Source organism: Flavobacterium sp. I-STPP5a, assembly GCF_009764685.1.
Classification (GTDB): Bacteria; Bacteroidota; Bacteroidia; order Flavobacteriales; family Flavobacteriaceae; genus Flavobacterium.
Map to the genome: position 1 here is coordinate 34,784 of NZ_VHLM01000019.1, position 18,612 is coordinate 53,395.

The 18,612-nt window shown below is 34.5% G+C and carries 16 protein-coding genes; 1 reads left to right on the forward strand and 15 read right to left on the reverse strand.

The features are described from left to right. Positions 1–20 precede the first annotated feature (20 nt). Positions 21–1,118, reverse strand: a complete 1,098-nt coding sequence (locus tag FJV36_RS04355; RefSeq protein WP_086453666.1) for an acyl-CoA desaturase — start codon at positions 1,116–1,118, stop codon at positions 21–23. 105 nt (positions 1,119–1,223) lie between these two features. Here FJV36_RS04355 and rsmG point away from each other — a divergent pair, with 105 nt between their 5' ends. Beyond that, entirely contained in the window at positions 1,224–1,853 is a 630-nt protein-coding gene (gene rsmG / locus FJV36_RS04360; protein ID WP_158729540.1) for a 16S rRNA (guanine(527)-N(7))-methyltransferase RsmG, read from the forward strand. A gap of 123 nt (positions 1,854–1,976) precedes the next feature. On the opposite strand, the gene pruA is transcribed toward rsmG, so the two are convergent. From pruA to gpmI, 14 genes are all read right to left on the reverse strand, one after another. Further along, the gene (pruA, locus tag FJV36_RS04365) at positions 1,977–3,605 is read right to left on the reverse strand and encodes an L-glutamate gamma-semialdehyde dehydrogenase (RefSeq protein WP_158729541.1); all 1,629 of its coding nucleotides are present in this window, start codon (positions 3,603–3,605) and stop codon (positions 1,977–1,979) included. Positions 3,606–3,892: 287 nt separating this feature from the next. Then, a complete protein-coding gene (apaG, locus tag FJV36_RS04370; RefSeq protein ID WP_158729542.1) occupies positions 3,893–4,279 on the reverse strand; it encodes a Co2+/Mg2+ efflux protein ApaG in 387 nt (128 codons plus the stop codon). Positions 4,280–4,362: 83 nt separating this feature from the next. Beyond that, complete coding sequence (locus tag FJV36_RS04375) at positions 4,363–5,628, reverse strand: DUF5103 domain-containing protein (protein ID WP_158729543.1); 1,266 nt, start codon at positions 5,626–5,628, stop codon at positions 4,363–4,365. Positions 5,629–5,757: 129 nt separating this feature from the next. Beyond that, complete coding sequence (locus FJV36_RS04380) at positions 5,758–8,664, reverse strand: DEAD/DEAH box helicase (RefSeq protein ID WP_158980874.1); 2,907 nt, start codon at positions 8,662–8,664, stop codon at positions 5,758–5,760. Positions 8,665–8,775: 111 nt separating this feature from the next. After that, the gene (locus tag FJV36_RS04385; RefSeq protein WP_158980876.1) at positions 8,776–9,540 is read right to left on the reverse strand and encodes a class I SAM-dependent methyltransferase; all 765 of its coding nucleotides are present in this window, start codon (positions 9,538–9,540) and stop codon (positions 8,776–8,778) included. A gap of 49 nt (positions 9,541–9,589) precedes the next feature. After that, positions 9,590–10,003 carry a GxxExxY protein gene (locus FJV36_RS04390; RefSeq protein ID WP_158729546.1) on the reverse strand — a complete coding sequence of 138 codons (414 nt, stop codon included), beginning with the start codon at positions 10,001–10,003 and terminating at the stop codon, positions 9,590–9,592. A 68-nt stretch (positions 10,004–10,071) separates the two neighbouring features. Continuing rightward, entirely contained in the window at positions 10,072–10,890 is an 819-nt protein-coding gene (gene map / locus FJV36_RS04395) for a type I methionyl aminopeptidase (protein WP_158729547.1), read from the reverse strand. 43 nt (positions 10,891–10,933) lie between these two features. Continuing rightward, positions 10,934–12,322, reverse strand: coding sequence for a TolC family protein (locus FJV36_RS04400; RefSeq protein WP_158729548.1), 1,389 nt, complete (start codon positions 12,320–12,322; stop codon positions 10,934–10,936). Next, positions 12,322–13,668 carry an HlyD family secretion protein gene (locus FJV36_RS04405; RefSeq protein ID WP_158729549.1) on the reverse strand — a complete coding sequence of 449 codons (1,347 nt, stop codon included), beginning with the start codon at positions 13,666–13,668 and terminating at the stop codon, positions 12,322–12,324. Before FJV36_RS04405 ends, FJV36_RS04400 begins: the two co-directional genes overlap by 1 nt. A gap of 6 nt (positions 13,669–13,674) precedes the next feature. Next, positions 13,675–15,339: a peptidase domain-containing ABC transporter gene (locus tag FJV36_RS04410; RefSeq protein WP_158729550.1), complete on the reverse strand. Its 1,665-nt coding sequence runs from the start codon at positions 15,337–15,339 to the stop codon at positions 13,675–13,677. Between the two features lie 5 nt (positions 15,340–15,344). After that, complete coding sequence (locus FJV36_RS04415) at positions 15,345–16,016, reverse strand: TetR/AcrR family transcriptional regulator (RefSeq protein ID WP_158729551.1); 672 nt, start codon at positions 16,014–16,016, stop codon at positions 15,345–15,347. A 53-nt stretch (positions 16,017–16,069) separates the two neighbouring features. Further along, on the reverse strand, positions 16,070–16,702 hold the full coding sequence (locus FJV36_RS04420; protein ID WP_158729552.1) for a leucine-rich repeat domain-containing protein: 633 nt from the start codon (positions 16,700–16,702) through the stop codon (positions 16,070–16,072). A 178-nt stretch (positions 16,703–16,880) separates the two neighbouring features. Continuing rightward, positions 16,881–17,039, reverse strand: a complete 159-nt coding sequence (locus tag FJV36_RS04425) for a hypothetical protein (RefSeq protein WP_158729553.1) — start codon at positions 17,037–17,039, stop codon at positions 16,881–16,883. Next, the gene (gene gpmI / locus FJV36_RS04430) at positions 17,036–18,553 is read right to left on the reverse strand and encodes a 2,3-bisphosphoglycerate-independent phosphoglycerate mutase (RefSeq protein ID WP_158729554.1); all 1,518 of its coding nucleotides are present in this window, start codon (positions 18,551–18,553) and stop codon (positions 17,036–17,038) included. Before gpmI ends, FJV36_RS04425 begins: the two co-directional genes overlap by 4 nt. Between the last annotated feature and the right edge of the window lie 59 nt (positions 18,554–18,612).

The window sequence follows — 18,612 nt, forward strand, 5'->3', positions numbered from 1 at the left end:
GTAGCCCATAAAGGCTTTTTTTATGCGGTTAATGCTGGATTTTGTCCTAAATCTTTTAAATGTTTGAAATGAGCAATCACGGCACTTCTCATTGTTTTGTATTCGTAATAAGGGAGGTTGCATTCTGCAGCAGTTTCTTTTACAATTTTTGCAATTTTACCATAATGTACGTGGCTTATATTTGGGAAAATATGGTGCTCAATTTGATGATTCAAACCGCCAGTGTACCAGTTTACGATTGCGTTTTTTGGTGCGAAATTAGTAGTGGTAAACAATTGGTGAATAGCCCAAGTATTGTCCATTTCGCCCAATTCGTTTGGTGTAGGATTTGTAGTTTCCTCTACTACGTGCGCTAGTTGGAATACAACACTCAAGATCAAACCAGCAGTATAATGCATCACAAAAAATCCGATTAGTACTTTCCACCAAGTGATCCCAATTACGATTGGTAAAACAATCCAAATGGCAACATAGATAATTTTAGTAATGATCAATGTTGTCCAAAGTATTTTTGGGCTCTTAGCTTCTCCGTAAGATAATTTTCTTTTGAGGTAGTTGCGCATTTGCTTAAAATCAGTAGTAATAGCCCAATTGAAAGTCAATAAACCATACAAGAAAATAGAGTAATATTGTTGAAAACGGTGAAAGTTATACCATTTTGCTTCTTTGGTAAAACGAATAACACGACCAGCATCTAAATCTTCATCATGTCCCGGAATATTGGTGTATGTGTGGTGCAAAACATTGTGTTGCACTTGCCAGTTGTACACATTACCTGCTAGTACGTATATCGTTCCGCCCATGAATTTGTTAACCCATGATTTGTTTGAATATGACCCGTGATTTCCGTCATGCATCACATTCATTCCAACTCCAGCCATACCAATTCCCATGACGATTGTCAATAATAAGTGTGCCCAAAATGGCATACCAAGGGTGAGAATTAAAAAGTAAGGTGCTAGAAAAACAGAAAATAAAATAATCGTTTTCAGGTATAATTGCCAGTTGCCTGTTTTTTGAATGTTGTTCTCTTTGAAGTAGTTGTTAACCCGAGAGTTAAGTGTTCTAAAAAATTTTAGGCTATCTTGCTTAGCAAAAGTAGGGGCATTGTTATTCATATAATGAGGATAAGGTTCAAAGGTAATTATTAAAAATTTTTTGGTATACAAATTTGAGATAAATATTTTAACCATAAAGTATTACTTTTGTTAAAAAAATAATAGATGGACGAGATTTTAAAGTATTTTCCTAATTTAAGTGATCTTCAGAAGGAACAGTTCGAAAAGCTCGATTTTTTATACCACGAATGGAACGAAAAAATCAATGTGATTTCGAGAAAAGATATTGATTCTTTATATACCAAACATATTTTACATTCACTTGGAATTGCTAAAATAATGAAATTTGAACCTGGAACGTACGTTTTAGATGTGGGAACTGGCGGTGGATTTCCAGGAATTCCATTGGCAATTCTTTTTCCGGAAACTAGATTTTATTTGATTGATGTTATTGCCAAGAAAATAAAAGTGGTTCAGGCTGTTGCCGAAGGTTTAGAGTTGAAAAACGTAAAAGCAGAGCAAATACGTGCTGAAAATGTAAAAGGTGATTTCGATTTTATTGTGAGTCGCGCCGTAACCAATATGCCTGATTTTGTGTCTTGGGTAAAAACCAAAATTAAAAAACAAAACAAACACGAATTGAAAAACGGAATCCTCTACCTAAAAGGAGGCGACTTAACCGAAGAGTTAAAAGATTTCCCTAGAGCTACTGAATACAACTTAGCAGATTATTTTGAAGATGAATTTTTTGAGACTAAGAAAGTAGTACACTTGCCGTTGAAGTTTCAGCAGTAGTCATAAGGTAGAAAGTTTAAAGACAATAAAAAAAAAAGCCGAATCTAAAACTTTAGATTCGGCTTTTTGGTATTTGCTAAAATGCTTTAAAGACTTTTGACTTTAAAACTTTAGGACTAAAAATTACTCTCCTAAAAATGGGTATCTGTAATCAACTGGAGTTACAAAAGTTTCTTTGATCGTTCTTGCAGAAGTCCATCTCAATAAGTTTTGCATAGATCCTGCTTTATCATTCGTTCCTGATCCTCTTGCTCCACCAAACGGTTGCATCCCTACAATAGCTCCAGTTGGTTTATCATTGATGTAGAAGTTACCAGCTGCATTTTGTAATTTTACAGTAGCTTCTTCAATAGCATAACGATTTTGACTGAAAACTGCACCTGTCAAAGCGTACTCTGATGTAGTGTCTACTAATTCCAATGTTTCTGCCCATTTAGCATCTTCGTAAACATAAATAGTCACAACTGGTCCGAATAATTCGGTTTCCATTGTAGCGTATTTTGGATTACTAGTTAAGATAACCGTTGGCTCTATAAAGTACCCTTTTGATTTGTCATAATTTCCACCGATAATTACCTCTGCATCTGCATCAGCTTTAGCTTGGTCAATGGCTTTAGCCAATTTATCAAATGAACCTTCAGAGATTACCGCAGTGATAAAGTTGCTCATATCTTGTGGCGATCCCATTTTCATTGATTTTAAATCAGCTTCTAATTCAGCTTGTACAGCTGGCCATAAGCTTTGTGGGATGTACACGCGTGAAGCAGCGCTACATTTTTGACCTTGATACTCAAAAGCACCACGTGCTATACCTGTACTAACTTGTTTTGAGTTCGCAGATGGGTGTGCAATGATGAAATCTTTACCACCTGTTTCACCTACAATACGTGGGTATGTTTTGTATTTGCTAATATTGGTACCAATTTTTGCCCAAATATCATTAAATACGCCTGTAGATCCTGTAAAGTGAACTCCAGCTAAATCACGGCTAGCCAATAAAGTTTCGGTGATCATTCCTGAGTCTCCCATAACCATGTTGATAACACCATTTGGTAAACCTGCTTCTTTGAAAATTTGCATCAATAAGTTGGCAGAGTACACTTGAGTTGCTGCAGGTTTCCAAACCACAACGTTACCCATTAAGGCAGCGCTTGTAGGTAAGTTTCCAGCAATTGCTGTAAAGTTAAACGGTGTTATGGCATATACAAAACCTTCAAGAGGTCTGTATTCAACGCGGTTCCACATGTCTGATGTTGACTTTGGTTGCTCGTTGTATATTTGTGTCATGTACTGTACGTTGAAACGTAAGAAGTCAATTAATTCACAAGCGGCGTCAATTTCGGCTTGATATATTGTTTTAGACTGTGCAATCATTGTTGCTGCATTGATCTTAGCTCTGTAAGGTCCAGCTAATAATTCTGCTGCTTTTAAGAAAATTCCAGCGCGTTGTTCCCAAGCCATTTTAGCCCAGTCTTCTTTAGCTTCAAGTGCTGTTGAAATTGCAGCTTCTATATGTTTTTTTTCGGCTTGGTGATATACCCCTACAATATGCTGGTGGTCATGAGGAGCAGACATTTTTTTAGTGTCTCCAGTTCTAACTTCTTCGTTTCCTATATAAAGAGGAACGTCTACTGTAGCGTTCCACATTTCGGCGTATGCTGCTGAAACCGCTGCTCGCTCTGGCGAGTTAGGGGCATAGCTTTTTACAGGTTCGTTTACTGCGTTGGGTACGTGAAAAAATCCTTTTAACATATTGATGTTTTTATTGGGTTAAAAATAGTGTTGTATTGTTTTTTAAACTAAAAACAAAAGTACAAAGGTTTCTTTAAAGATTTGATATTTTTTAAAGTAATCTAAAGCATCTTGTTGTCCTTTATCTAGATTGTAGCCCTGATAGTAATGGAAAGCTTTTTATGATGGAAAGCCGATTTTGCAGCGCTAAAAAAGCGACTGGAAGAAGCTCTTTTTAGGGCTAGGAAAACGTGCTTGACATTTAAAAACTTGAAATGAATAGCAGGATGTGCTCCTAATTAAATATATTAATTAAGTGCAAATGGAGCACATAGCCTGAAAGTAGGCACGATTACTTTGAAATTTCTAGTTGAGGTAAAATTAATCATGTTGAAGTGTCCTTTCATGGCGCCGTACGGTGACGATAACAAGCAACCTGAGCTATAAGTATGCTGCTCGCCCGGTTTTAGTACTGGTTTTTTTCCAATAACGCCTTCGCCATCCACAATTTCGTTGTCATTCAAAGAATCAAAGATTTCCCAATGGCGTGAGATTAATTGTACAGAATCCTTACTGTGATTTTCGATTGTAATTACGTAACTAAAGGCAAAGTGAATCTTATAGTTTTTGAAGTAAGTGCCTTCAAAACTAGTTAACACTGAAATTTTTATGCCTCTTGTTATTTGAGAAACCATATTAAAAGAATGAATATGCGTTTATTATTGACAAATTTACAAAAAAATGATATTAAATCATTCCGTTCTATAAAAAGTTTTTTCTAGTTAATGATGTTCAAGGAACTTGCTACGCCTTTACCAACCACGCGCTCGTACCTATCAATGCTTTCTTTATAATAGACTAATATGGTGTATTCATTTTCGGTTTGGTAAAAGTTGCCATCAATGTTATTTTCTTGATCAATTATGCCTGCGTCATTTGCTATTGTGTATTGAAAATTAGCGAAACCTTGTTTTATTAAAATGGCTTTTTCATACCGGCCGTTTTTAGGATTGTACTCCATCTGGTTTTCGGGAGTTAAGGCGTAGTTGTTGAACATTCCTGTTATATACACATTTTTATTCATTCTGAAAGTTGGAGCTGATAGGTTAAAGTATACCCAAGCGTAATCAGCTTCAATTTCGCTTTTTAGAGTATTTATATTTTTCACAACAAAGGTCCCGTTTGCATCTTGAGTAAATGTATACGGAAAATTTGCACGAGCTGCATTTGTATGTAAAAAGGTTCCGTAAATAGGAGTGCTAGAATCTATTCTGGCAACGTTATTACTGGCTGATCGAATGTCTTTGTTTTCAAAAAATAAGAATTCATTTCCAGCCCAGAACTGCGTTTCGGTATCGTATTTATAAACTAAATCATTGCCTATTGTAAACTGCGGTGGGATATTTTTTAAGGCTGTTTTGAACTGAGCATTTTGTAAAAGAAGCACTTTTACGTTTTTTATAGGGTTTTGAAAGGTGATACTGCTAGATTTAATGCTAAAATCAAGATTGTGTTTTGCATCATTGCTTTGTACAGTTCTTGCTCTTTTTATTTGTAAGGGAACCGTAACAAGGTCTTCATAGAGAATGAATTTTCTAGAAAAAACCACCTCTTTACTATCATCGGTAATTTTAAGGATGTAGTTCCCACTTATTTTAAGGCGTTGTGTAAACTGATTGGGAATGGCTAGTTTGTAATGGGAATAAATTTGTAAGGCATTGAATGAGTTGGTGTAATCTTGTATTCTTTGATTGTCAAAACCTTCTAGGTATTCAATTTTAGGGATAGGAGTGGGATTCCAGTTGTAATCACAGTGGATGATTTCATAGTAATAATTAGCCTCATTCCCATAAAGATCATCAAACTCTAATTGAAATCCTTCGCCTAGTTTTATGAACGGAACTATATTTTGATCGTTTTGGATGAATGAAACGGTTTTTATGTGGTATGGTGGATCAATTTCTTTTTCGGGTTGTGCAAAAAGAGTAAAGTGGTTTACTAGAATTAAGAAAAAGAGTGAAGATTGAAGTCGGTTTTGTGACATTGTTTCAATAAAACTTATTAGATTTTAAAGATACTAAAAAAAAACAAGAGGTTAAAAAACTATTTTTTATGTATATGAAATGCTTTTCAAAACTAAAACCTGCTATTTCATTGAAGTAGCAGGTTTTTTTTATTCTAGTATAAAATCTAAATTTTCTTCAATATCAGGGCTGATGTGATTTTCATCAAGCAGTGCATCCGAAAGCAGTTTTTTGTTTTCCTGCAAACGAATGATTTTTTCCTCAACGGTATTCTTGGTAATGAATCGAACGACATTTACTTTGTTCAACTGTCCAATACGATGCGCGCGACCAATTCCTTGCTTTTCAGCAAAGGGATTCCACCAAGGGTCTAAAAACAAAACATAAGAAGCTTTGGTAATATTTAGTCCCACGCCACCCGCTTTTAAGGAAATGAAAAACAATTTTGAGCGCTCTTGTTCTTGAAACTTTTGCACTTGATACGCGCGTTCATTTTGTGGGGTTGCGCCAGTCAATTCACAAAAATCAATTTTGTTTTCGATGCTCCATTTTTTGTAAAACTCAAGATTAGAAACAAACGAACTGAATACAATCGTTTTTTGATTAGATTGCACCAAGGATTCTAAATATCGTGTTACCGCAATATATTTCCCCGAATCTAGTTCTGATTTTTTATCAATCATTTTCGGATGATTGCTCAATTGCCTCAAACGCATCAACGTATTGATAATATTGATTTTGTCAATACCAGAACCATCGGTTTTTAAAAGTGCATTTCTCGCTTTTGACTTTTCTTCTTCGTATAATTTCTCTTGTTCGGGTTCCATCTCGCAATGAAAGACTTGCTCCGAGAGTTCTGGTAAGTCTTTTAAAACTTGCTCTTTGGTGCGTCTTAAAATAAAGGGACTGACTAAATTTCTTAATTCTGACAGACTGTTTTCGTCCTGTTTTTTCTCAATCGGAAATTTGTAATGCTCGGCAAAGAAAGTATAACTCCCCAAAATATTCGGATTGATAAATTGCATTTGTGACCACAAATCGTCTAACGAGTTTTCTATTGGCGTACCACTCAACGAGATTTTATGAGTCGTTTGCAGTTGATTAATGGCATGAAAAATTTTCGAGTTTTTATTTTTGATATATTGACTTTCGTCCAAAATCAAAAAACGAAATTGATACTTTTCTAAAATGGAAAGATCTCTCGCCACCACTGCATAACTCGTAAAGATCAAGTCGTATTTTTCTAATTTTTTAGAAATTAGTTTTCGATCTTGTCCTACATATTGAATTCTCCTGAAATGAGGCGTAAATTTTCTAGCTTCGTTGTACCAGTTGAACACCAAAGAGGAGGGAAGTACAATCAAGGCTTTTAGGTACTCTTTGGCAACAGGAATTTCATTGCCAAACAAATCGAGTTGTATGTTTTCGGCTTTTTCAAAATCTAATTTTTCTTGGACGGCGACTAGTGTTGATAGGGTTTGCAATGTTTTTCCCAATCCCATATCATCGGCTAAGCAAGCGCCTAAACCGTTGTTGTAATGTTCTAGAAGCCATTGTACGCCTTCTATTTGGTACGGTCGCAACGTTGCTTTAACCAAAGCCGAAGGTTGGTATTGAACAGTATCTTTTACATGCAAGGTCTGTTTTAATTGCGGGATATCTTCAAAAACAGCAAAATTACTTTTGAGAACCGCCATAGTTCCGTTGTTGATTTTAGCCAGTTTAGCCATGGCTGCATAGCGCGTCATCCATTCAATTGGAATCAAAAAATAATTCCCGTTAGGTAAAAGAAACAAGCGATTTTGGCTTTTTATATTCGGAATCAAGTCGCTGAAATTGAATTCAAAATCATCACAAACCACAGTCATTTTAATATCAAACCAATCGTTTTGTATGGTGTTGGAGAATATAATGTTTACCGTGCTATTATCAATATTTCTTCCATCGATTTTAATATTTTCTAATGAAAAACCTACTGATTCTAATTTCTCTCGATGTTCTAATATCCATTGAACACAAGCGTAAGTGTCTTTTTGTTCTGGTTTTTGTAAAAGTCCAAACAGATTGTTGTCTTGCTTGCTAAGTCCAAGTGCTTCTAAGGATTCAATAAATGTATCCTCGGCTTGACTGCGTTTGTATTGGATTAGTTTTATATTTTCCAAGTCTTTTAAATCAATTTCGGTATGCGTGTTTTTGGTTTTAGTGGCATCAAAAACGTATCCGTTATAATCAAATGAAAGACTGATGAAATAGGTGTTTTTAAAAAAATCATGCACTAATTGTAGGTTGCAAGAACGTATAGTGGTTTGGGTGATCACTTCAAAACCCGTGGCGCTTATGTCTACTTTTTTGGCAATGTCTTTAATGAATTTTTCAAAATAGTCGGGCACTAATTTCGAAGGAATTTCGACCATTTTTTTATTTAAAAAAGGGGTTACTTTTTTGGAATTGATGCTTTTTAACGCATACAGTTTATGGTGTGCAACCAACCATCCCGGTTCGTCTAACAACAATGTTACTGTTGTGTTCGAGGGATAAAAAGCAAGGTCGTTTTCCTTTAGTTTTAAAGTATATGAAATTCCGTTTTCGTGTTTGTCAAAATGCAGTTCGGTTTCTAGAGTTGGATTTTGCGTGCTAATACGACTGATGCGAAAATCTTTTTCCTTGCCAAGATTTAATGAAAGTGGGAAATCATGCAGCTTGATATGGCTGTAAAATTGGGCTAAGTTTATTTTCATGAATTGATCAATACCCAGTTTTATTTTATCGTCCTTGAGGATGTCTTCAATTTTTTTTGCCGATTTGCTTTTGGTTCGGAACTTTTTAAATAAGGCCTCAGGTTGGAGTACCTCACAAAGCGAAAGAATTTTTTGTGTAGTACTATCCAAATTCCCGATTGTTATCCCCATGCTTTGAAGGACTTCGGGACTTGCTTTTTTTTCTAAATACGTGATGGTTTCCGTATGCCCAACCACATACGAATTAGGAATATAGCAATTGAATTTTGCTTCAAAACTAAGATCAAAGCAAAACTGGAAATGATTTTCGGGTTCCAAAAGTATAACGTTATTTGATGGTTAGGTTATATAGACACAGATTCCACAAATTCACACAGATTAATTTGCGCAAATTTGTGGAATCTGTGTTGGATTTTAATCTACTAAATATTATTTAAAACAAACGGGTATGATTTCTCCTTTGGCCAAACAGTATTTTTCGACTAGTTCAGGAGCAATTTTGTTAGTGTAATCTTCTTCAACAACTGTAAAACCTATGCTTCTTAATTTGTTAAAATAATCTCGGCCATAAATGCGCACGTGGTCGTATTGTCCAAATATTTTGGCACGTTCTTTCTGGTCGGTAATGCTGTCATCCGCAAAAGTTACTTCTCTTTTTAAATCTTGTGGGATTTGTAAAATAGCCATTCCGCCTGGTTTCAAAACACGATACAATTCCTGCATCGCTTTGGTATCGTCAGGGATGTGTTCCAAAACGTGATTGCACAAAATCACATCGTATTGATTGTCCTTAAAAGGTAAATTGCAAATGTCTGCTTTCACATCTGCCAAAGGCGAAAACAAATCGGTGGTGGTATAATCTAAGTTTTTTTGCTTTCGAAACAATTTATAAAAAGCTTGTTCAGGAGCAAAATGCAAAACTTTTTTAGGTGCAGTAAAAAAATCTGTTTGCTCGTTGAGGTACAACCACAACAAACGGTGTCTTTCCAATGAAAGAGTACTTGGCGATAGCACGTTGTTACGCTGTGTTTCGTATCCGTACGGCAACATTGATTTGAAGCTTTTACCGTCAATAGGATCAGTAAATTTGTCTCCTTTAAGAGTAAAGGCTATTATTGGTCGAGCCACATAACTCAAACGAATTAATAACGGACGTGGAATGGTATTGAGGATGGTTTTGAAAAGTCTTTTCATAGTTTGTTACACAGAGATTCACAAAGAAGTCGCAGAGATTCGCAAAGTTTTACAATTCTCTAGCGGTGTTAATGAATCGTTTAATATTGTTTTTTAAAATTTTTGAATTATAATTGATTAGTAATCCTAGTGGATATTGTCCTAATTTCAAATAGGTTAAAATTTGAGCAAAATGTACCGAAGTAAAACTTTCAACAGTTTTCAATTCCACGACTAATTTGTCTTCAATTAATAAATCAATTCTATATCCATGATCAATTTTTATTTCTTTGTAGATAATTGGTAGCAGTACTTCTTTTTCAACTTTAAAACCTGCCTTTTTTATTTCATAAAAGAGACATTGTTGGTAAGCAGACTCTAATAGGCCAGGGCCTAATTGTCTATGAACTTCAATTGCTAGCCCTATTATTTTATAAGAAAGTGATTCTAAATCAGCAGGGATTTTTGATAGTTCTTCTTCCATTTGGTTACCATTGTTGAATAGAAATTTGTGAATCTCTGCGATTTCTTTGCGAATCTTCGTGAAATAATTTACATCACCAAAGGCACTTTTCTAAATTCATCTTCCTCATTGCTCACAATTCCCAGTGCTTTATACACATAGGCAAAAGTGGATAAAATTTCAGGTTTTCCATCAATAATGGCTACATCGTGTTCAAAATGGGCTGATGGTTTTCCATCGGCAGTAGTTATTGTCCAGCCGTCTTTATGTTGTTTGATGTTGCGGGTTCCCATATTGATCATCGGTTCTATGGCAACCACCATACCTTCAATAAAAAGTTTACCACGACCTTTTTTACCGTAATTTGGCATTTCGGGATCTTCATGCATTTTTTGGCCTAAGCCGTGACCTACCAGCTCACGCACTACACCATATCCATGTGCTTCGGTATATTTTTGAATAGCATTACCCACATCTTCCACACGATTTCCTAGACGGAGTTCGCGAATTCCTACGTACAAGGATTCCTTTGTAACTTGTAATAATTTTTTTGTTTCGGGTGCTACTTCGCCAATTTCGAAAGAGTACGCATGATCACCATGATATCCGTTTTTGAAAGCACCGCAATCCACCGAAATTACATCACCACTTTCTAATGGTTTATTGTTTGGAATTCCATGAACTACTTGTGAGTTTGGACTCATGCATAATGAATTTGGAAAACCGTACAATCCTAAGAAACTTGGAACTGCGCCGTGATCACGAATAAAGGCTTCGGCAAGTTTGTCTAAGTATAATGTGGTTACTCCTTCTTTGATCTCGGAGGCAATCATTCCTAATGTTTTGGATACGATTAAGGCACTTTCGCGCATTAATTCTATTTCTTCACGTGACTTTGCTATAATCATAATTTCGAATTTTCAGTTGGCAAAAGTACGATTTTATAATTATTTAATCCGGATTGGCCATAATTTTAAACAGCTCCGAATTTGAAATGTAAAAGCGGTTTTCCAATGCTATTTTTGAAAGTTGTGCACTCACTAAATTGTTCTCTCTAGTATTGATTAAAAATAGAGAGCTTTCTCCAAATGAAAACAAGCGCTCCTCAGATTTGAGCATGGTTTGACTGTCTTTTACCAGACCTTTTATTAATTCTTTTTGTTTTAATAAAGATTCGATTTCTGTTTTTTGAGCATTAATCTTGTTCGTCAATTGTACTTTTTCCAGATTCAAAGCAAATTCTGTTTCTTGTACTTTGAATTTAGCTAATTTAAGGCTGCCTCTTTCTTTTCTTAAAAATAATGGAAAGTAAAAATTTAATCCAATTTTGTAATCTTCAAAGCGGTAATTGTCTATATAGCTCGGTTCAGAAAGATAGGAGTAACCGATGTCAATTTTGGGTAAAAGCATATTGGCTTTCAGTTTTTGTTCCACTGTAAGCATGTCAATCTTGCTTTCGAGTGCGTTAATTTTTGGATGATTGGTAATCGAAAAGTCTTGATTAACCAGGTCATTTGTTCTTAAACTTTCTTGAATGGTAAATTCCAATTGATTTTCCGGAATTAAATCCTCAGCTAATTCTAGCGGAACGTTGTTCTCCAGCCATAAATAATTAGAAAGTTCTAATTTGGCTTTGGTAAGTTTTAATTTAGAATCTTCTAGACTTAAAGCTCTGTTTTTTACGATAATTCCGGCTTCTACACTGTCTATTGCAGGTTTGTCTCCTTGATTGATTAGGGATTGTATTCCTTTAAATCGTATTTGCGCATTTTGATTGTATTCCTCGTAGAGTTGTACTTCATTGAAGTTTTTTTTCCAATTAAAATACGCCACTGATGCGTCATAAAGCACAGCAATGGCTTGCAGTTTTCGCTCTGCTTCGCTTAGTTTTATTTGCATTTTTGCTTTTCGAACATCAGCCATTCTTTGATTAATTAACAATCCTTGTCCAAGCGGAACAGTAACTCCCAAAGATGTTAGCCCTTGATTAGGTACTGTGTTTTCGGGATTCAGGTATATGCCTTCATTGTTATCAAATCCAGCTTTAATTTCGATACCATACCAAGTAGGTATTTTAAAACTGCTGTTTAAAATAGAATAATACTCTTTGTCTTTGAATTGTTTTTTGCTAAAATCGACTTCAATTTTCGGATCAAAACCACCTCTAGCCATCATTAAGTTGGCTTGCGCTTTGTTTATTTCAAGATTAGCATTTTTTACCAAAGGATGGTACTTTTTTACATAACCTAAAAATTCAGTATAGGTCAACTCGTTTGAAACCGTAGTTTGAGCGGATAATGAGATGGTAAAAAATGAAAAAGCTATTAGTAGTTGTTTCATTACTTTTTATCTTTTGTAGGTTGAGCAGCAGGTTTGTAATAATTAGGGGGAAAGCCGTTTAATGTTCTCCAAAGTTCAAACCACACTGGTACATTGTTCAGTAGGGCAATAGTTTGTGCTCCTGCACCTATGCTTAATTGTTTTGGCCACTTGTCCTCGTTTTCATCAGGAGCTATTAATACACGGTATTTGCCGTTTACGCTAATAAAATTTTCAATGGCTACAATTTTTCCACCAAAGGTTCCGTAAGACATATTAGGCCAACCCGAAAATACAATGGTAGGCCAACCATCAAACCAAACGCGTACTTTTTCACCTTTACTTAAAAGGGGTAAATCAATAGGATTCACAAATGTTTCAACAGCAATGTCATATTCTGAGGGCATAATCGTGGCTATTGGAGTTCCCTCCTTTATGGTTTCACCAATACCAGATTGCAAGGCTCTATTGACATATCCGTTTTGCGATGCTTTGATATAATACATGCCGTTTCTAATGCTGTAATTTGCATATTGATTTTCTAGTTTATTGACTTGTGCATCTGTATCAAATTGGCTGCTCAATGCGGTATACTTATCACTAGTAGCTTTGGATGCTTTTTCAGCATATTCTGCACTTATTCTATTTATTTCAACTTTGGCATTTATAAATTCGTTTTTACTAGTCAAATATTTATTTTCCTGAGTGATTATTTTGGCTTCAACCTCTTGTAATTTTAGCCTTTTTTCTTCAATATCTGTAAGTGGTTTTAATCCTTCTTTGTTTAAAGCAACAGAACGGTTGAATTGTGTTGTCGCAATTTTTAGTTGTGTTTTTACTGCTACTAAATCAATACTATCACTTTTAATTTTTAAAACAGATTGTTTGATTTTATTTTGAGCTTGCTCTAGTTTTAAACCCTTTTCTCTTTCAATAGCTTCTACTTGTCCGGTTAATGTGCTTACTTTTGCGCTGTAGGATTCTAAGGATTGTTTCTTTGCATTGATTTGGTTCCTAGTATTTTGTACTAAATTTGGATCCATGTAATCTTCCTTAATCTCTGATATAAAAACTATGGTGTCCCCTTTTTTTACATAATCCCCTTCTTGTACATACCATTTTTCAAGTCTACCTGATATCACACTTTGTATGGATTGCGGTCTTTGGTTTGGTTTTAATGTTGTTACGCTGCCGCTTCCGGAAATGTTTTGTGTCCAAGGCAAAAATAAAGCGATGACTCCTACAATTGAAACCGCAGCAATAATCTTATTTAAAATTTTGTAATGAGGTCTATTAACCAAGTTATGTACCGTTGTGAAACGGTCAAAAGAGGGTAGTTTTGTTTTGTTTTCGGATATGTTTAGCATGGCTAATTATTTTTTTAAATCTTGTTCAATTACACCGTTATTCATAATGATTACACGGGAGCACTTGGTTTTCCAGTATGGATTTTTTGATGAAACTATGATAGTCCATTTGTGTTTCTCAGAAGTTATAAAATCTATAATTTCATTAGCAACAGTGGTATCCATCTTATCTGTTGGATCTTCATAAAACAAAATTTTAGGTTTATGAATGATGCTTCGGGCTAATAAAATCTTTTGGCAATTCGATGAAGAGAGTTGTTTTCCTTCAGGTAATATATTAGTATCAAGTCCTTTTGGTAATGATTTTACAAATGAAGTGAGTTGAACGCCATCAATAGCCCATCTTAAATCCTCAGTCCTTATGAATTTATCATTAAAGGTTATGTTTTCAAGCAAGGTACCTTCAAATGGGGTTTCTCCAGTAATGATAGATCCTATTTGGGATCGGTATTGTTTTATATTTATTTTTTTGAAAGTATCATCATTAATATATAAAGCACCTGATGTAGGCTCTAATAAACCCGATAAAATTCTGATTAATGTTGATTTTCCAGATCCGTTTTTACCCTCAATTGCAATGTGCTCTCCTTGTTCAATTTTTAATGAGATGCCATTTAAAATTTCCTTTGGTGAGTCTGGGAATTTAAAACTCGTTTCCTCCATCTCCAGCGAAATTTTATTATAACAGCTATCACTAGTAAAGGCCATTTCTTCTTCAAGTTCTAAATCTGTTACTTGTCCTATTTTTTCAACGGATGTTAATACGTCATAAAACGTCTCAAGGCCCAAAATAATTTTTTCAACAGAGTTGATGACCAATAGGATAATAATTTCTGCAGCCACAAATTGACCGATGTTCATTTGTTGTGATAGCACTAAAAAACCACCAATGGAGAGTAAACTGGCTGTAATTATTATTTTAAAAATAATCAATTGACTGAATTGTCTTTGAATAATTTTAAAATGCTTTTCTCTGTAAGACAAGTAATCGCTTACAAGGGTGTCATTTTTTTGCAATCCAAAATTGTAATTTAAATCGTTTTTAAAACTATAGCTATTTCTTGCCATTTCTTGGATCCAACTCGCTACTTTATATTTGAATTTAGATTCTTTTAAACTTGTTTCAAGTCCCGCTTTGTATGAAAACTTGAATATAAAATAGAGTAATAAAAACAGTAATGCCCCAAATACTATAAAATAAGGGTGGTATAAAGACAACAATATAATACCAAAAATAATTTGAAGTAAGGCTGCCGAAAAGTCAATCAATAATTTTGATGTTCCTTTTTGTATTGCTAAAGTATCAAAAAACCTATTGGCAAGCTCAGGTGGGTAAGTATTGTAGAGTTCTTCAATTTTTATTTTGGGTAAACGAGCACCAAATTCAAATGAGGAACGTACAAATATTTTTTGCTGTAAGTTCTCTGTAATTCGGAGTTGCATTAATGATAATAATCCAACTAAAGCTACACCAAATACAACCAATACTATTAACACAATCCATGAAGCACTTACGCGGCCTGATTGTATAAAATTTGTAATTGCTTGAATACCTAATGGGAGTGATAAGCTTATTAAACCAGCAAAAATAGCATAGAAGAAAATTTGGTAGACATCTTTTCTATCTAATGTAAGTAAATTATAAAATCGTTTTAAAGGTGTATTTTTCATGTTGTTTATTTTGCAATTCTTTCTACTAGATCTATGTAAAAATCTGTTGGCGAAATGGTTTCATTACAATTTGTAATGGTTTTTAAATGGTCTTTTAAAAAATGCTGGTGCAAAGCTCCTTCAACAATTGACGAGGCTAAACTTTTTGCAAAATGGTACTCGTGGTTGATTGCAATTATCATTTCAATGAGGCGGTTAATGACTCTTTTATAAACTAAAAAAAAGCCTTCTTTATTCTCTTCGTCTACTTCTTTAGTAAGTAAGGTTTTAGTAAACTCTGCAATAATAATTTTGTTCAAGATGCTTTCATTGATATGAGTTGTAGCATAATCATCTTCAATTTTTTCGGTTACTATTGTGATTGCTTTTTTTAATCTGTCAATTGGTACAAGAATATTATTTGTGGCAAATACTAGTTTGTATTCAATCCATCCCCAGTACCAAGAAGATAGGTATAAAAGAAGTTTGTGTTTGCTTTCAAAATAGCGGTAAATTGAACTTTCATTAGAGCCAATTCGTTCTCCCAATTTTTTAAAAGTAAAATTTTCAAAACCAATTTCATCAATAAGTAAGATGCTGTTTTCTATTATTTTCTTGCCTAAAGTGGAGGTTTCGGGATTTTTAACGTACAACTTCTCGTTAATAGCAATACTTATATTTGATAAAATAGCGTCCATAATGTTTGTTTAAGCTCAATTTTGTATTTACAATAGTTGTAAATTTTATCTTATTAGAAATTCACTTTAATTCCAAAATTCAAATTTTTCATGTCTTGCAAGTCGGTTTTAATTTTGTTGTCTTTTAAGTCTATATATTTAAGATGATCTAATTTTTTTAAAGCAGGAACCTTCTCAATTATATTGTTTCCAAGAAATAAATTTTCAAGATTTTTTATTTCTAATAATTCAGTTGGTAGTGTTTTTAGCTGATCATTTTCAAGGTACAAAGATTTAAGTGTTGGCAATTTAGCTAAAACTTCAAGTGTTTTGGGTAGGTCCATTTTACTCTCGTCGTTTAGACGTACTTCTTCCAGTAATTTTAGATTTGAAAAATCGCTAGGAAGGACATCAAAATCATTCCCACTTAAATCAATTGATTTTAAAGTTTTTATTTTTGAAATGCCGCTTGGAATTTCTGTCAAATGGTCGTTTTTCAAACTTAAGTATTCAAGATTTATAAATTTAGACCAGTCTACACCATCAAGTTTTATGATTTGATTACTTAAATCTAATCGATAGATAAGTTCTGGAGTTTTTAAAGCTTCATTAAGATCATTGAACTCTCTATTTTTGTCATACTTAATTTGACTCCATAGACTAGTTGTAAGCAAAAGAACAAGGGCAGATAAAAAGTATGTTTTCATGGTTTCGGTTTTTAATTCAAACAAAAGTACGTCAAAATTGATAGTAATACTGTCATTTTTGATTATTTAACTTTAATTTAAGATGTGATTACTCTTTAAATAAGAGAGCGTTATTAACAAAAAAAGAGGTATTCAAAATACTTTTGAATGCCTCTTTCTTATTAATTATTTGTTTGTTTTAGTGGGACTTACCGTTTTTACCAGGAGCGCCACTTTTCCCATTCTCGGTTCCTATTGCATTTGAACCATTCTCACCAGGGCTGCCGTTATGTCCTGTTCCTAATGAGCTGCAACTATATAAAATTATAGTTAATAGCGCAATCATATACTTTTTCATAATAGAGAATTACAAGTCATTACCGCAGGTTTTTCAATACCCATCAATTCAAGTATTGTTGGGGCTATGTCTCCTAACACACCATTTTTAATCATCGTTAAGTCCTTATCTACTAGAATTAGTGGGACTGGATTTGTGGTGTGTGCCGTATTTGGACTTCCATCAGGGTTAATCATGGTTTCGCAATTGCCATGGTCCGCAATTACAAGCGTAGTGTAATTGTGAGCGAGTGCTGTAGTGATAACTTTTTCAACACATTGGTCAACAGCTTCGCAGGCTTGTATTGCTGCGCTCATGATGCCTGTATGTCCTACCATGTCTCCATTGGCAAAGTTTAAGCATACAAAATCAACTTCCTCTTTTTCAAGTTCTGGAATAAGTGCCTCCGTGAGCTCATACGCGCTCATTTCAGGTTGTAAATCGTAAGTAGCTACTTTCGGAGAGTTTTTTAAGATTCGGCTTTCGCCAATAAAAGGCAGCTCTCTACCTCCCGAAAAGAAGAATGTTACATGTGGATATTTCTCTGTTTCAGCAATTCGGATTTGTTTTTTGCCTGCTTTTTCGAGAACTTCACCCAGTGTTTCAGTGATGTTATCTTTATTGTAAACTACTTTTACGTTTTGATACGTTTCATCGTAATTCGTTAAAGTTACATAGTATAAATTAAGTTTGTGCATGTTTTGTTCATGACAATCCATTTGTGATAATACCTCTGTTAATTCTCTGCCTCGGTCTGTTCTAAAGTTAAAGAAAATAACTACGTCATCATCTTCAATTACGGCAATCGGCTCATTGTTGTTGGTAGTGATTACGGTTGGGTTAATGAATTCATCGGTAATATTTGCCTCGTAACTTTCTTGTATAGCCTGTACAGCATTAGTAGCAGCAGTTCCTTTTCCGTTTACCAGTAAATCATAAGCAAGTTTGACTCTTTCCCAGCGTCTATCTCTATCCATAGCATAATACCTACCAATAACCGATGCTATTTTAACAGAAGTGTTGCTAATGTATTCTTGCAAATCTTGAATGTAATTTTTTCCGGATTTAGGATCTACATCACGACCATCAGTAAATGCATGAATAAATACTTTCTCTAAACCATATTCTTGTGATGCATCAATCAATCCTCGTAAATGCGAAGTATGTGAGTGCACACCACCATCTGATACTAGTCCAAGAAAATGTACTTTTTTATTGTTGGTTTTGGCATAAGTAAAGGCATCTACTAGTACCTGTTCTTGTGCTAAAGTGCCGTGTGCAACGGCCAAGTTAATTTTGGCTAAATCTTGGTACACAATTCGTCCGGCACCCAGATTCATGTGACCTACTTCACTATTGCCCATTTGTCCTTCTGGAAGCCCCACATTTAAGCCATCTGTGCGTAATTGTGCGCTTGGGTATTTGTGATATAAACTGTTTATAAAAGGGACATTTGCATTATCTATTGCAGATACTTTTGGATCAGGTGATTTACCCCATCCGTCTAGTATCATAAGAATTACTTTTTTGTTCATCGTTTTAGTTTTAAACAAAGATAAAGTTTTTCTAAAAAGGATAAAGCACCTGTGTTTCA

Bases quoted from the DNA above. Each gene is read 5' to 3' on its own strand.
- FJV36_RS04355 (WP_086453666.1), bottom strand. From the start codon at position 1,118: ATGAATAACAATGCCCCTACTTTTGCTAAGCAAGATAGCCTAAAATTT.
- rsmG (WP_158729540.1), top strand. From the start codon at position 1,224: ATGGACGAGATTTTAAAGTATTTTCCTAATTTAAGTGATCTTCAGAAG.
- pruA (WP_158729541.1), bottom strand. From the start codon at position 3,605: ATGTTAAAAGGATTTTTTCACGTACCCAACGCAGTAAACGAACCTGTA.
- apaG (WP_158729542.1), bottom strand. From the start codon at position 4,279: ATGGTTTCTCAAATAACAAGAGGCATAAAAATTTCAGTGTTAACTAGT.
- FJV36_RS04375 (WP_158729543.1), bottom strand. From the start codon at position 5,628: ATGTCACAAAACCGACTTCAATCTTCACTCTTTTTCTTAATTCTAGTA.
- FJV36_RS04385 (WP_158980876.1), bottom strand. From the start codon at position 9,540: ATGAAAAGACTTTTCAAAACCATCCTCAATACCATTCCACGTCCGTTA.
- FJV36_RS04390 (WP_158729546.1), bottom strand. From the start codon at position 10,003: ATGGAAGAAGAACTATCAAAAATCCCTGCTGATTTAGAATCACTTTCT.
- map (WP_158729547.1), bottom strand. From the start codon at position 10,890: ATGATTATAGCAAAGTCACGTGAAGAAATAGAATTAATGCGCGAAAGT.
- FJV36_RS04400 (WP_158729548.1), bottom strand. From the start codon at position 12,322: ATGAAACAACTACTAATAGCTTTTTCATTTTTTACCATCTCATTATCC.
- FJV36_RS04405 (WP_158729549.1), bottom strand. From the start codon at position 13,668: ATGCTAAACATATCCGAAAACAAAACAAAACTACCCTCTTTTGACCGT.
- FJV36_RS04410 (WP_158729550.1), bottom strand. From the start codon at position 15,339: ATGAAAAATACACCTTTAAAACGATTTTATAATTTACTTACATTAGAT.
- FJV36_RS04415 (WP_158729551.1), bottom strand. From the start codon at position 16,016: ATGGACGCTATTTTATCAAATATAAGTATTGCTATTAACGAGAAGTTG.
- FJV36_RS04420 (WP_158729552.1), bottom strand. From the start codon at position 16,702: ATGAAAACATACTTTTTATCTGCCCTTGTTCTTTTGCTTACAACTAGT.
- FJV36_RS04425 (WP_158729553.1), bottom strand. From the start codon at position 17,039: ATGAAAAAGTATATGATTGCGCTATTAACTATAATTTTATATAGTTGC.
- gpmI (WP_158729554.1), bottom strand. From the start codon at position 18,553: ATGAACAAAAAAGTAATTCTTATGATACTAGACGGATGGGGTAAATCA.